This window comes from Roseomonas sp. KE0001, assembly GCF_016107285.1.
GTDB lineage: Bacteria > Pseudomonadota > Alphaproteobacteria > Acetobacterales > Acetobacteraceae > Pseudoroseomonas.
The window spans coordinates 251098-264775 of sequence record NZ_RCVQ01000005.1; the positions used below are offsets into that span (position 1 = coordinate 251098).

Consider the following 13678-nt stretch of genomic DNA (forward strand, 5'->3'; position numbering starts at 1 on the left):
GCCTCACTTCGCCCAAAGCCGGACGATCAAGGGCCGGACCACCAGGAGAAGACAATGAGCGGGACCATCGCCGGACGCCCGAGCCATGCCGGGCAGATCGTGCTGGTGACCGGCGCCGGGCAGGGCATCGGCGCCGCCATCGCGGAGGGCTTCGGCCGGCGGGCCGCCGCGGTCGGCGTGCTGGATGCCTATGCGGAGCGGGCGGAGGAGGTGGCGGCGGCGATCCGCGAGGCGGGCGGGCGGGCCGAGGCCGTCGCCGCCGATGTCGCGGATTTCGACGCGCTGTCCATCGCCGTCACGGCGGTGCAGGCGCGGCTCGGCGGCGCCTTCACCACGCTGGTCAACAATGCCGGCATCTCGCCCAAGCATCAGGGCAAGGCGGCGCCGGTCTGGGAGATGGCGCCGGAGGAGTGGCAGCGCGTGGTGGGCGTCAATCTCAGCGGCTGCTTCAACACCATCCGGCTGCTGGCGCCGGCGATGCGCGAGGCCGGGCGCGGCACCATCGTCAACATGTCCTCCGTCGCCGGAAAGACCTATTCCAGCGTCGTCGGCGTGCACTACGCGGCGACCAAGGCGGGGCTGATCGGGCTGACCAAGCATCTGGCCGCCGAGCTCGGGCCGGCGGGCATCCGCGTCAACGCCATCGCGCCGGGCCGCATCGACACGCCGCTGATCCGCACCGTCGATGACAGCATGAACGCGGCGCAGGTGGCGGCGACGCCGCTCGGCCGCCTCGGCCTGCCCTCCGAGGTGGCCGATCTGGCGCTCTACCTCACCTCCGACGAAAGTTCCTTCATCACCGGCCAGACCGTCGATGTCGCCGGCGGGATCATGATGACGTGACGGGAGAGATCGCGGATTACATCGTCGTCGGCGGCGGCTCGGCCGGATGCGTGGTGGCGGCGCGGCTGTCGGAGGACCCCTCCACGCGGGTGCTGCTGCTGGAGGCGGGACCGGAGGACCGCGACCTGTGGATCCATGTGCCCGCCGGCTATGCGCGGCTGTTCGCCAGCGGGCGCTATGACTGGAAGTACGCGACCGAGCCGGAACCCGCGCTCGAGGGCCGCAGCATCAACTGGCCGCGCGGCCGGGTGCTGGGCGGCTCCGGCTCGATCAATGGCCTGGTCTTCCTGCGCGGCTCGCCACGGGATTACGACCGTTGGGCGCAGGCGGGGGCGCGCGGCTGGGCCTATGACGACGTGCTGCCCTATTTCCGGCGGATGGAGGACTGGGCGGGGCCGCCGGGAGAGACGCGCGGCAAGGGCGGGCCCCTGCCGGTCAGCCAGGTGGCGCGGCTGTCGGAGGGCGCGCGCGCCTTCATCGCCGCCTGCGAAAGCCTCGGCCTGCCGCGCAACGCCGACATGAACGACGGCGCGGTGGATGGCGTCATGCCGATCCAGATGAATGTGCGCGGCGGCCGGCGGGTCTCGACGGCGCGGGCCTATCTGCGCCCGGCGCGGCGGCGGCCCAATCTCCGTGTCGTCACCGGCATCGAGGCGCGGCGCCTGCTGGTCGAGCAGGGCCGCGCCATGGGTGTGCTGGCGCGCCGCGCCGATGGCACGGAGGAGACCTTCCGCGCCGCGCGCGAGGTGGTGCTCTGCACCGGCGCCATCGCCACGCCGAAGCTGCTGATGCTGTCGGGCATCGGCGACGGCGCCGATCTTGCCGCCTTCGGCATTCCCGTGCTGCGGCACAGCCCGGGCGTCGGGCGCAACCTTCAGGACCACCTGATCGCCCGCCTCGCCTTCCGCACCCGCCCCGCCGGCACGCTGAACGAGATCATGGCCAGCCGCCTCGGCCTGACCCGCACGGTGCTCGGCTACGCGCTGCGGCGCGACGGCCCGCTGGCGGTGGGAGCCACCGAAGCCACCGCCTTCGCGCGCGTGACGCCGGGCGCGGAGGAGGCGGAGGTGCAGTACCAGTTCATCAACTTCGGCCTGAACCCCGGCAGCTACGTGCTGCCGCGGCTGCCGGGGGTGATGATCAATTTCGGCCAGTGCCGGCCCGAGAGCCGTGGCGAGATCCGGCTGCGCGGCCCCGACCCGGCGGAGCCTCCGTTGATCCACGCCAACTACCTCGACGCGCCGCAGGACCAGCGCATCATGCTGGAGGGCGCGCGGCTCGGCCGGCGCATCGGCCGCGCCCTGCCCTTCGCCGGGCTGGTGCGGGAGGAAATCGCGCCGCCCGCCGGGCAGGACGATGACGCGACGCTGCTCGACCACATCCGCCGCACCGGCGGGACAGTCTATCACCCCTGCGGCACCTGTCGCATGGGGGCCGATGACGCCGCCGTGCTGGACCCTGAGCTCAGGCTGCGCGGCATCGCCGGGCTTCGCATCGCCGATGCCTCGGTGATGCCGCTGGTGCCGTCCTCGAACATCCAGCCGGCGGTGATCATGGTGGCGGAGAAGGCCGCGGACCTGCTGCGGCGCCCCTGATGCTTCCGATCCGGCCCGGCGCCGTCAGCCGCGCGCGGGGTCCAGCAGGGCCGCCACCCTGCCGGCCAGCTCATTCTGCCGGAAGGGCTTGCGAAGCAGGGGCAGGCCCTCCGGCAGCAGCTCGGGGTCGGCATAGCCGGTCAGCACCAGCAAGGGCAGGCAAGGATATGTCGCCCGCAGCCGGCGGGCCAACTCGACACCGCTCATGCCGGGCATCACCAGATCGGTCACCACCAGGTCGCAGCCCGCGCCCTGCTCCAGCGTGGCCAGGGCGGCCTCGCCGCTGGGCACCTCCGTCACCTGATGGCCCAGATCTGTTAGGAAAGCCGTGGTGATGCTGCGGACGCCGGGATCGTCATCCACCACCATGATCCTGGCGCGCGCTGCCCCCGCCGCCGGCTGGCCATCCTCTTCCTTCGCCTCGGCCCGTGGCCGACGGGCGCGGGGCAGGAGCAATTCCACCGTGGTCCCCCGCCCCGGCTCGCTGCTGAGCAGGGTGGTGCCCCCCGACTGGCGGCTCAGCCCATAGACCATGGACAGGCCCAGGCCGGTGCCCCGCCCGACCTCCTTGGTGGTGAAGAACGGCTCGAAGGCCTGGCGCAGGACGGCGGGCGCCATGCCCGCCCCGTCGTCGGTGACCGCGATGGACACGTAGTCACCGGAGGGCAGGTCGGCGGCCTCGCCGTCCGCCAGGCTGACATTGCGCGTCGAGATGGTGATGGTGCCGCCCTGCTCCATGGCGTCGCGGCTGTTGATGCAGAGGTTGAGCACGGCGAGGCTCAGCTGCTCGGGATCGACCATGGCCTGCCAGAGCTCCGGCGCCAGGTGCCAGCGCAGCCCGATCCCGTTGCCGATGCTGCGCTGGATCAGATCCTCGGTGTCGCGCAGGAGGCTGTCCACCACGGTCGGCTGCAGCTGGAGATCCCGCTTGCGGCTGAAGCTCAGCAGCCGCTGCGTCAGGGAGGAGCCGCGCTCCGCCGCCATGATGGCGTTCCGCAGCAGCCGCTGGCGCCGGCTGTCCCCATCCCCGATGCGGGTCAGGAGCTCGAGCGTGCCGAGGATGGCGGTCAGCAGATTGTTGAAGTCGTGCGCCACGCCGCCGGCCATGGTGCCCAGCGCCTGCATCTTCTCGGACTGATGCAGGCGCTGCTCCAGGTTGCGCTGGTCGGTGATGTCCTGCTCCAGAACGGCCAGGTGCGTGATCTGGCCGCCGCGGTTGCGGATCGGCGTGCGGGTCACGCGCACCCAGCGCGTCATGCCATCCTGCTGCCGCTGCTCCACCTGCTCCGCCGGCAGGCCGCTCTCCAGCGCCGCCGCCTCGGCGGCGAGCAGGGCCTTCCGGACCGGCGGGTCGAGCATATCCGCCTCCCGGCGATGCAGGCATTCCTCCACGCTGCGTCCGAGGGACTGGGCCTTGGCCGCGTTGAGGCGGACGAACTCGCCTGCCTCATCCTTGAAGCTGACCGCCGCCGCGGAGCTGGCCATCAGCCCCTGCAGCAGGGCCTGTTCCGTCTCCAGCGCCTGCGCCAGCCGGTAGCGCGACACGGCGCCGCGCACCATGCTGAGCAGGCCGGCGGGCTCCCAGGGCTTCGGCGCGTAGCCGGCGATGCGGCCGTTGTTCACCGCGTTGATCACCGCCTCGAGGTCGGCATAGCCGCTCAGCAGCAGGGCTTCCGCGGCAGTGATCTCGCGCGCGCGAGCCAGGAACACGTCGCCCGGCATCTCCGGCATGCGCTGATCGGAGATGATGACATGCACCCGCGGCTCGCGCGCCAGGATCTCCAGCCCCTGCGCGCCCGAGCCGGCGGTCAGTACGCGGAACTCATCCTCGAGGAGATCCGAAAGGGCGACGAGGATCTCCTGCTCGTCGTCGACCAGCAGGATCGTCGCCGGACTGCGATCAGGCATGCTCGGCCGCCGTGTCCGGCTCGCGCGGCACGCTGATCAGGAAGCGCGCGCCGCCGGACTCGCCGTCATCGACAAGGATGGTGCCGCCATGCGCCTGAATGACGTTGTAGGCGATGGCCAGCCCGAGGCCGGTGCCCTGGCCGACCGCCTTGGTGGTGAAGAAGGGCTCGAAGATGCGGTCGCGCATCGCCTGCGGCACGCCCGGCCCGGTGTCGGTGATCTCGATCTGGTAGTCGCGCATGTCGTTCCGGGTGGTGATGGCGATGGTCCCCCCCTCGGGCATGGCATCGGTGGCATTGCTGATGATATTCATGACCACCTGGTTCAGAAGCGCGGGGGAGCAGCAAAGCTCCGGCACGGCCGTGTAGTGGCGCTGGACGATGACACGGTCGCCCAGCTTGTGTGCCAGCAGCGCCAGCACCGTGTCCAGGGCATCGGGGACATTCACAACCCGGAAGGCGTCCTCCTGGCGCGAGAACTTGCGCAGATTCACCACCACCTCCTGGATGCGGCGCAGCCCCAGCGCCATGGCGCCGACGCGCTCCCGGCAGCGGAGGAGCTGCGGCCGCCCCTCGGCCGCCTCCGGCATCGTCGCCTCGATCTGGCCGAGCAGCCGCTCCACCGTGCCCTGATGCGCCAGGATGAAGGCCAGGGGATTGTTGATCTCATGCGCGATGCCGGCCACCAGCTCGCCGAGCGAGGCCATCTTGGCGGCCTGGACCAGCTTGGTCTGGGTGTCCCGCAATTCGCGGTTGGCGCGCTCCAGAGCCTCGGCCAGCGCGGCCTTGGCCTGGGCGGCGGCAGCCTCGGCGCGGGCCCGCTCCACGGCCGTCAGCCGTGCCCGGCTCTCCTCGGCGGCACGCCGGTCCTCCTCCTGCAGCATCTTGCGGCGCAGGGCGGCGTTGATCCGCAGGACCAGAACCTTGGCATCGGCGGAGGCGGGGATGATGTCGTCCGCCCCGGCCTCGTAGGTGCGGGCCATGGCCTCGTGCCCGGCCGGGTCCTCGGCGCCCAGGGTGATGATCTGGAAGCCGGCGCCGGCGCCGGGGTCGCGCAGCGCGCCCAGGCGGCGGCAGAGGTCCGCGGCCTCCCCGCCCTCCTGCGGCATGCCGAAGACCACGCCGTCCCACCGGTCGCGCTGCTCCGCCACGGCCGCCAGGGCCGCCTCCGGCCGGGCGAAGGGCGTGACCTCGTGGCCGCTGCGCTCCAGCAGGCCGGTGAGATAGCTCCGGTAGGTCGGGCTTTCATGCAGCACCAGCAGGCGGGCGCGGCGGAACGGCGCGGCGGCCGTCTCCGGCGCCGCCGATGCGGTCCGCTGCCGCAGCAGCGCGCGGATGCGCGGCAGCAGCATCTCCGGCGCCGCCGACTTCGCCACATAGGCATCGGCGCCGCTCTCCAGCCCCTGCCGCTCCAGGTCGCCCTCGCGCGCCTCGGTCAGCATCAGGACGGGGATGGCGCGGGTCCGGCTGTTCAGCCGGATCTGCCGCACCAGCTCATCGCCATTGATCCCCGGCAGATGATAGTCGGCGATGACCAGCGCCGGCAGCGGGCCGTTCAGCGCCTCCAGCGCCAGCTCGGCGGTGGCCACGCGGCGCACCGGGAAGCCGTGGCCCTCCAGCATGTGGCGCATCTGCAGTGCCTGGGTCTCGGAATCCTCGACCAGCAGCAGCGGCCCGGCGGACTCGCTCATGCCCCCCGCCCCCGCGCCATCTGCGCCAGGCGTGGCCCGATCAGCGGCAGCGGCAGGCTGAGACAGGAGGCGCCCAGCCGCACCGCCGCCGCCGGCATGCCGTAGACCACCGCCGTGCTCTCGTGCTCGGTGAGGGTGAAGCCGCCGGCCTGGCGCAGCTCCGCCAGACCCAGCGCGCCATCCTCGCCCATCCCGGTGAGCAGCACGCCGACGGCACGCGGCCCCAGCGCCGCCGCGACCGAGCGGAACAGCAGGGTGGCGGAGGGGCGCTGGCTGGCCAGCGGCCGCCCGGCGCTGACCTGCATCAACCCGCCCGGGCCGAGGAGGAGATGCCGGTCGCCGGGGGCCACGTGGACATGGCCGGGGCGCGGCGCCTCGCCATCCCGCGCCAGGCCGACCTTGAGCGGGACCAGCCCATCCAGCCATTGCGAGAAGCCCTCCATGAAGGCGCCTCCCATATGCTGCACCAGCAGCACCGGCAGCGGGAAATCCGCCGGCAGCGTGCCCAGCACCTGGGCCAGGGCCGGCGGCCCGCCGGTGGAGGCGGCGATGGCCAGCAGGCGCGGCGCCTCCGGCTGCGGCGCCGGAACCGCCTCCGGCCGGAGACCGGGGCCCGGCGTGACGCCACGGCGGCGGATGACCGGCACCTGGCTCATGATCGAGAGCTGGGTACAGATGGTCTCGGCGATGCGGTCGTGGCCACCGCTCTCCATCCCCACCGGCTTCTCGACCACCGCCAGGGCCCCGGCGCGCAGCGCGTTCATGGAGATCCGCAGCGAGGCATCCTCGACGCTGTCGGCGATGACGACGATGGGTGTCGGCTGCTCCGCCATGATGCGGCGGGTCGCCTCCAGCCCATCCATGCCGGGCAGGCGGATGTCCATGGAGATCACGTCGGGGCGGATGCGCGGCAGCTCGCGCAGCGCCTCCTCGGCCGAGCCGACCGCGGCGACCAGGCTGAGGCGCGGATCGCGCGAGACGATATGCGCCAGGAGGCGGCGCACCACCGCGGAATCCTCGACGATCATGACGCGGGCGGGCGCGGAAAGGCTCAAAGCAACTGTCCGATGGTCGAGAGCAGTTCGCGCTGGTCGAACTTCTGCTTGGTCAGATAGGCATTGGCGCCGAGTTCGAGACCGCGCCGGACATCCTCGGGATCCGCCCGCGAGGTCATCAGGATTACCGGCATGGCGGCCAGCCGGCGGTCGGCGCGCATGGCCTGCAACAGCGCGAAGCCGTCCATGCGCGGCATCTCGACATCCGCCACCACCAGGTCGGGCACCGCGTCGCCGCGCAGCAGGTTGAGCGCGTCGAGCCCGTCCACGCTCAGCAGGACGCGGTAGCCCTGCGCCTCCAGAATGCTCTTCTCCAGCGTCCGCGTCGTGATGGAATCATCCACCACCAGGATGGTGGCCGCCGCGGCCGGGGCGGGGCCCTGCGGCGCCAGGCTGAGACCGGCGGCGGCCAGCCGGCCTTCCTCGCGCAGCCAGCGGCCGATCAGCGCCTCGGGGCTCAGCACCGGCACGGGCGCCGCATTGTCTCGCAACGCCACCCCCATGAGGAGGCTGGCGGCGCCGGCGTCGAAGGGCGCGTCCAGCCCCTCGACGGTCAGTTCCCGCACATCCCACAGGCGGTCCACCGCCAGGGCGCAGCGCCGCTCGCCACTGCGCAGCAGCACGGCCTGGATGTGATCGGCCTCGATGGGGATGGGGAGCGCGGGCTGGTCCAGAAGAAGGGGCAAGGCCATGACAGGGGCGATAACGTCCCGACCCTCGATTCCGATGCGCGCGATGCTGCGGCCCTCGACCTTTTCCAGCCCATCGGCCCGCAGCCGCAGCAACCGCTCCACCCCATGCCCCGGCAGGCCGTAGATCCGCCCGGCGACCTCCACCAGCAGCACCGGCTGGCGCGCCGCGGACAGCGGCAGGGCCAGTTCCACCTCGGTTCCCCAGGGGCGGCGGGGCCGCATCCGCGCGGTGCCGTGCAGGCGCCGTGCCGCCTCGGCCACGACAGAAAGGCCGATGCCGCGGCCGGAAAGCCGATCGACCGCGGCAGCGGTGGAGAAGCCGGGCTCGAAGACCAGGGACAGCAGGTGGTCGGCCGGCGGCGGCGGCGCATCCGCCGGGCGCGGTGGCAGCAGGCCCTGGCGCACCGCCACGGCCTCGATCCGCGCCAGATCCGGGCCCCGCCCGTCATCGAAGACAGTTAGCAGCAACAGGCCGCCACGGATCCGCAGCCGCAGCCCGATCTCGGCGGCTGCGGGCTTGCCGGCGCGGCGACGATCGGCGTCGCTCTCGAGGCCGTGGCCCACGGCGTTGCGCAGCAGGTGGGTGACGGGGTCCTTCAGCGCCTGCAGCAGCCGGCGGTCGGCCTGCAGGTCCAGCCCTTCCAGGCGCAGCAACGCCTCCGTCCCCGCCTCGCGCGCCAGGTCGCGGGCCATCGGGCCGAGGCCGCCCAGCACCGTCTCGGCGGACACCAGGGCGATGCGCTCCACCTGACGGCGGAGCTCGGCTAGCGACGCATCCTCCGCCGCTACCGCCGCGCGCTGCTCCCGCCCGAGCCGCGTCGCCTGGCGCAGGGCGCGGTCCAGCGCCCGGTCCAGCTCCGCCATCTGCTGGCCCCCCGCTCCGGGCCCGCCGGCGCCGCGCCGGGCGGCTTCCCAGCCGCGCCGCAGCCCGCGCAGCTCGGCCTCCAGGGCGGCCAAGCCGGCCTGCAGGGAATCGCGGTGCTGCAGGCCGGCGGCCAGCGCATGCACCGCGCCGGACAAGGCATCGAGCTGGCTGGCACGCAGGCGCAGATAGTCCGGCCCCGTCACGACCTCGGCCGGGTGCACCGGGGCCAGAGCCGGGGTCGGGGTCGGGGTCGGGGTCGGGGGCAAGGGCGGGGCTGGCGCCGCCCCGGACCGCGGTGCCTCGCCCGGCCCGGCCTTGGCGCCCAGCACGCCGTCCAGGGCGCCGAGCGCGGCGGTGGGCCGGGGCGCCGCGCCGCCCGTCGCATCCAGCGACGCCACCTGGCTCTCCACGCCATCCAGCCCGGCCCGCAGCGCCGCGACCACCTCCGCCGACAGCGCCAGGCCGCCTTCCGAGACGCGGCTGAGAACCGCCTCCAGGCGGTGCGCCAGCTCCTCGACGGCAGGCAGATCGACCGCCCGCGCCGCGCCCTTCAGGCTGTGCGCCCGGCGGAACATGTCCCGCAGGTCATAGGGCTCGCCGGCGCTGGCCGCCATCAGGCCGGCGCGGATCGCATCGAGATGCTCGCGATGCTCGGCGGCGAAGGCGGCGAGAAGCTCCTGGCGGAAATCGTTCATGGGCTCAGGCGGCGGTCATTCTCGAACGGGCTCTCACAGGCGGTACCGGTCGGAGAGCGTCACCAGCTGCTGGGAGAGCTGCGACAGGTTGCCCGCCGCCATGTCGAGCTGCCGGGTGCCGGCAGCCGTCTGCTGGCTGGCCTGGCGGATGTTCTGCAGCGCGCTCATCACCTGCTCGATGCCGAGCTGCTGCTGGTTGGTGCTGGCGACGATCTGCTGGAAGGTCTGCACGCTTTCCTGGATCCGTCCGGTGATCTCGGTGATCGTCGCATGGGTGACGCCGGTGCGCTCGCGCCCGGCGGCGACGCGCTTCACCGCCTCCTCGGTCGACATGACGGAGGCGTTGATGCCGCGCTGGATGTCGCCCAGGATCGAGCGCACCTGGTTGGTCGCGTCCTTCGCCTGGTCGGCCAGGGTCTTCATCTCGCCGGCGACCACGGCGAAGCTGCGCCCCTGCTCGCCCGCCGCCGCCGCCTCGATGGCGGCGTTCAGCGCCAGCAGGTGCGAGCGCTCGGAGATGTCGTTCACCGTGGCGATGATCTCGCCCACCGCCTGGGTCTTCTCCGACAGCGCGACGATGTGGCCGGCGACCGCCTCGGCCTGCTCGCGGATCGCGTCCATGGCGCGCACCGTCTCGTCGACCGCGACGAGGCCCGCGGTCGAGGTCTGCGCCGTGGCCTGGGCGGAGGCGATCACCTCCTGCGCCCGCTTGCCGATCTGGCCGCCGGAATGGGTGATCTCGTCCACCGTGGCGGCGGTTTCCTGCACGGCGGCCAGCTGCTCCTCGACGCTCGCCGCCTGCTCCTGGGTGCTGGCGCGGATCTCGGCGGCGGCGGCGTTCAGGTTCTCCGTCGCGTCCCGGCTCTGCCGCGCGAGCTGCCGCAGCCCCTCCACCATGCCGTTCAGCTCGACCCCGAGGCGGCGCAGCTCGGCCGGCCCGTCCTCCGCCGCGCGCCCGCCGAGGTCGCCACGCCCGACCTGCTCCACGAAGGTCATGAGCTTGGCCAGCGGGCGGGCGATGGAGCGACGGATCATCAGCGTGACGGCGATGCCGAGCAGCAGCGCGCCGAGCAGCATCAGCAGGACCGAGACACGGCTCTCCTCGTAGATGTCGAGGCTGGCGCGCTGGCCGGTGACGACGATCTCGTTGAGCGTTTCCTGGATCTGCTGCAGCAGGACCGTGAACTCGGTATGGGCATTGAGCAGGCTGGCGCCCTCCGCCGCCACGGCGGACAGGTCGTCGGCGCGGATCGCCTGGAACTGTTCGCCGCTGAGCTCGCGCAGCTGCCGCAGCACGGATCCCGCCTGGGCCAGCTGCTGGCTGATCCGCTGCCAGCCCTCGCGCCGCTCGCGGGTGATGGCCGTGGCGATGTTCTGGGCGGCCAGGCTCTGCATCTCGCCCAGCACGCGCTCGGCCTGGCTGGCGTGGCGCGGCCAGGCCTGCTGCGGGTTCTCGCCCTCCACCGGCTGCTCCAGGCGGCGCACCAGGAAGCGGGCCACGGTGCGGCTGCGCGTCTCCTGCATCCGCGCCTCGGTCTCCTGCAACAGCAGCAACTGGCGCAGCATGGCGACGTCACGGGTGACGACGATCTCGGAGGACTGCGTCACCACGCCGATCTGGTGCAGGCCGTAGGCGCCGAGGCCGACCAGCAGCAGCGTCATGGTGGCGAAGCCGAGGAGGATGCGGTTGGCGATGCTCAAGTCTCGGCCTCCGGGGCGGCATGGCTCTGCGCCAGATAGGGGCGCAGCAGGTGGTGGGGATCGATCAGCGACATCACCGGCCGCCGGCCGGCGGGCAGTTCGCCGGCCAGCTCGGCCGGCAGGGGCGCATGGGCGGTGACCGGCGTGGCGGCATCCTCCGCCGCCAGGAAGGGCAGCGCCGCCGGCAGCCGGGCGAGGCCGAGCGCGCGGTCCACCCGCAGGGCGAAGCGGCGCGGGGTGTGGCGCAGCAGCAGCAGATGCCCCCCCGCCGGGGCGGCGCCCCGGCTCAGGGCGGCGGCCAGGTCGAGGACATTGAACAGCATGCCGCCCTGGCCGCAGACGCCCAGCATGGCCGGCGGCGTCCCCGGCAGCGGCGCGCAGGGCACGAAACTCAGGATACGGAGCACCGCATGCAGCGGCAGGGCGCAGAACTCCTCGCCCAGGCCACAGGCCAGCACGGCGACGCTCGGCTGCGCGCGGCTGCCGGCGGCGCGGCCGGCCAGGGCCCGGGTGCGCTCCTCCAGCAGGCGTTCGGCCTGGCGGCGCAGTCCCGGCAGCGGCGAGAGCCCGCCGGGCATCAGCGGGCCGGGCCTGCGGGAGGAGCCTCGAGATGCAACCGCACCAACTCCCTCAATTGCCTGGCCGTCATGCCGTCCCCTTCCTCCAGCGGCGTGGCGGCGGGCAACTCCCGGGCCAGGCGCGCGGCCGTGGCCAGGGCGCGCCGGCCGGCCATCTGGCGGCCCTCATCTAGCAACAACAGCCCCAGCTGGTAATGGGCCATGGGAAAATCGCCCTTGAGGTAGAGCGCGTCACGGAAGGCGCGCTCCGCCTCGCCGGGCTGTCCGAGGCCACGGGCGATCAGCCCCTTGTAGTAGTGCGGCGCTGGCCGGATCGGCTGCTGCGCCAGCACCGTCTCGCAGGCTGCGCGGGCGGCCGGCAGGTCTCCCGCATCGGCCAACTGGCGGACGCGTCGGAGCGCCACCTCCGCATCCTCGCGCGCCGCCGCGCCCGGCGACGCCGGCGGGGGCGGCGGGGGCGGCGGAACGGCCCTGCGGGGCGGCGGTGGCCACGACGGAAGGACACGCGGGGGGGGAGGCGGGCCGGAGGGCGGGGGCGGGGGCGGAGGCGGCGGTGCCGCCTCCGGCGGCCGGAGATCTGCGGCGGGCCGCCGGTAGGCCACGGTGCCCGCCAGGTTCACCACCTCCAGGAACTCCGCGAAGGCGGGGTTCGGCTCGGCATGGCCCAGCAGCAGCCAGCCGCCCTCGGCAAGCCGCTCCGCCAGGGCGCGCACGATCCGCACCACCGTGTCGGGGTGGAAGTAGATCAGTACGTTGCGGCAGAGGATCAGGTCGAATTCATTGATCTGCAGCGGCGACGTGCCGTCGAGCAGGCTGAGCAGGTTGTGCCGCTCGAAGCGCACCATGGCGCGGTGCTCGGGCCGCAGCAGCCAGTCCCGCCCGCCGGGCTGCGGCAGGAAGTCCCGTTCCACCTCCTCCGCCGGCACGCCGCGCAACGCCCAGCGGCTGTAGCGCCCGGCCCGCGCCATCTGCAGCACCGCCTCGTTCAGGTCGGTGCCCAGGAGATAGGCCCGCCATTCCGCCAGTTCCTCCCCCAGGATCCGGCGGAGCAGGATGGCCAAGGAATAGGGCTCCGCCCCGCTGGCGCAACCGGCGCTCCAGATCCGCAGGCCCCGTGACGGCGCCCGGCGCCCCAGGATCTCCGGCAGGATGGTGCCGCGCAGGGCCGCGAACTGCTCGGCGTAGCGGAAGAAGAACGTCTCGCCGATGGTGATCTCGGCCTCGAGCGCCATCCATTCCGCCTCGCCCAGCAGAGGATCGGCGAGGCGGTCCAGATAGGCGCCGCAGCCGCGCAGGCCGGTGCGCTGCAGGCGGCGGCGCAGCCGCTCCCACAGCAGGGTATCCTTGTCCTGGTAGTAGAAGTGCCCGGTCCGCGCGATGAGCAACGCCTTCAGCCGCTCGAACTCCGCATCGGGGATGAAGTCCGGGCGCGACCCCGGCATCAGCACGGCGGCATCAGACGGCGCCATCCCATTCCGCCAGGCGCGCCTGTTCCGCGTCGCGCAGCGCCGCGAGCCGCGACCGCTCCTGCGCCAGCAGGATCCGCTCCGGCGCCAGGAGATGCACGAAACCCTCGGGCGTCTCGATCTCCGCCGCGGCGCATCCGTTCAGGCTCTGCTCCGGCGCGAGTGGCCGCAGCGCGGAGGCGGGGGCCGGCATCATGTCCAGCACGCGGTCCACCAGCAGGGCGAGATCCTGCCCCGGCAGCACGCCCGCCGTCAGGACGAGGTGGCGGTAGAGCGCCGATTCGGCCCCGCCGGCGGGATCGGCCAGGCCGAGGAGGCGGGGCAGGTCGAGCACCGGCACCGCCGCGCCGCCCAGGTTCAGGAAGCCGGCCAAGGGACGGGGCAGGCCGGGCGGCCGCCAGAGGCGGGGCAGCGGCAGCAGCTCCCGCACCGCGGCGGCCGGCAGGGCACAGCGCCGGGTGCCCAGCCGCAGCAGCAGGTAACGGCCGGGCGCGGCGATGCCAGAGGAGATGCCGGGGGGATTGATCGTCACGACTCGCGGGCCTCCTGACAGCCGCCTCGATAGCATCGGTGCCGCCCGTCACAAGCCC

At 73.2% G+C, this 13678-nt stretch carries 10 protein-coding genes; 2 read left to right on the forward strand and 8 right to left on the reverse strand.

Annotation, left to right across the window (positions count from 1 at the left end):
* Positions 1-54 precede the first annotated feature (54 nt).
* Complete coding sequence (gene fabG / locus D9598_RS12245; RefSeq protein WP_198366796.1) at positions 55-843, forward strand: 3-oxoacyl-ACP reductase FabG; 789 nt, start codon at positions 55-57, stop codon at positions 841-843.
* Complete coding sequence (locus D9598_RS21635; RefSeq protein WP_198366797.1) at positions 840-2438, forward strand: GMC family oxidoreductase N-terminal domain-containing protein; 1599 nt, start codon at positions 840-842, stop codon at positions 2436-2438. The genes fabG and D9598_RS21635 overlap by 4 nt, the downstream gene beginning before the upstream one ends.
* A 24-nt stretch (positions 2439-2462) precedes the next feature.
* Here the strand turns inward: D9598_RS21635 and D9598_RS12255 are convergent, their stop codons facing one another.
* The 8 genes from D9598_RS12255 to D9598_RS12290 are packed head-to-tail and all read right to left on the reverse strand — an operon-like array spanning position 2463 to position 13620.
* Positions 2463-4346: a response regulator gene (locus D9598_RS12255; RefSeq protein ID WP_198366798.1), complete on the reverse strand. Its 1884-nt coding sequence runs from the start codon at positions 4344-4346 to the stop codon at positions 2463-2465.
* Positions 4339-6036: an ATP-binding protein gene (locus D9598_RS12260; RefSeq protein ID WP_198366799.1), complete on the reverse strand. Its 1698-nt coding sequence runs from the start codon at positions 6034-6036 to the stop codon at positions 4339-4341. The genes D9598_RS12255 and D9598_RS12260 overlap by 8 nt, the downstream gene beginning before the upstream one ends.
* Positions 6033-7064: a chemotaxis-specific protein-glutamate methyltransferase CheB gene (cheB, locus tag D9598_RS12265; protein ID WP_198366927.1), complete on the reverse strand. Its 1032-nt coding sequence runs from the start codon at positions 7062-7064 to the stop codon at positions 6033-6035. The genes D9598_RS12260 and cheB overlap by 4 nt, the downstream gene beginning before the upstream one ends.
* 23 nt (positions 7065-7087) lie before the next feature.
* A complete protein-coding gene (locus tag D9598_RS12270) occupies positions 7088-9343 on the reverse strand; it encodes a response regulator (RefSeq protein ID WP_198366800.1) in 2256 nt (751 codons plus the stop codon).
* A 33-nt stretch (positions 9344-9376) separates the two neighbouring features.
* Positions 9377-11044, reverse strand: coding sequence for a methyl-accepting chemotaxis protein (locus D9598_RS12275; RefSeq protein WP_198366801.1), 1668 nt, complete (start codon positions 11042-11044; stop codon positions 9377-9379).
* A complete protein-coding gene (locus D9598_RS12280; protein ID WP_198366802.1) occupies positions 11041-11622 on the reverse strand; it encodes a chemotaxis protein CheW in 582 nt (193 codons plus the stop codon). Before D9598_RS12280 ends, D9598_RS12275 begins: the two co-directional genes overlap by 4 nt.
* Complete coding sequence (locus D9598_RS12285; protein ID WP_232477158.1) at positions 11622-13091, reverse strand: protein-glutamate O-methyltransferase CheR; 1470 nt, start codon at positions 13089-13091, stop codon at positions 11622-11624. The genes D9598_RS12280 and D9598_RS12285 overlap by 1 nt, the downstream gene beginning before the upstream one ends.
* Positions 13078-13620, reverse strand: a complete 543-nt coding sequence (locus tag D9598_RS12290) for a chemotaxis protein CheW (RefSeq protein ID WP_370592006.1) — start codon at positions 13618-13620, stop codon at positions 13078-13080. The genes D9598_RS12285 and D9598_RS12290 overlap by 14 nt, the downstream gene beginning before the upstream one ends.
* Between the last annotated feature and the right edge of the window lie 58 nt (positions 13621-13678).

Bases quoted from the DNA above. Each gene is read 5' to 3' on its own strand.
- fabG (WP_198366796.1), top strand. From the start codon at position 55: ATGAGCGGGACCATCGCCGGACGCCCGAGCCATGCCGGGCAGATCGTG.
- D9598_RS12255 (WP_198366798.1), bottom strand. From the start codon at position 4,346: ATGCCTGATCGCAGTCCGGCGACGATCCTGCTGGTCGACGACGAGCAG.
- D9598_RS12260 (WP_198366799.1), bottom strand. From the start codon at position 6,036: ATGAGCGAGTCCGCCGGGCCGCTGCTGCTGGTCGAGGATTCCGAGACC.
- cheB (WP_198366927.1), bottom strand. From the start codon at position 7,064: ATGATCGTCGAGGATTCCGCGGTGGTGCGCCGCCTCCTGGCGCATATC.
- D9598_RS12270 (WP_198366800.1), bottom strand. From the start codon at position 9,343: ATGAACGATTTCCGCCAGGAGCTTCTCGCCGCCTTCGCCGCCGAGCAT.
- D9598_RS12280 (WP_198366802.1), bottom strand. From the start codon at position 11,622: ATGCCCGGCGGGCTCTCGCCGCTGCCGGGACTGCGCCGCCAGGCCGAA.
- D9598_RS12285 (WP_232477158.1), bottom strand. From the start codon at position 13,091: ATGGCGCCGTCTGATGCCGCCGTGCTGATGCCGGGGTCGCGCCCGGAC.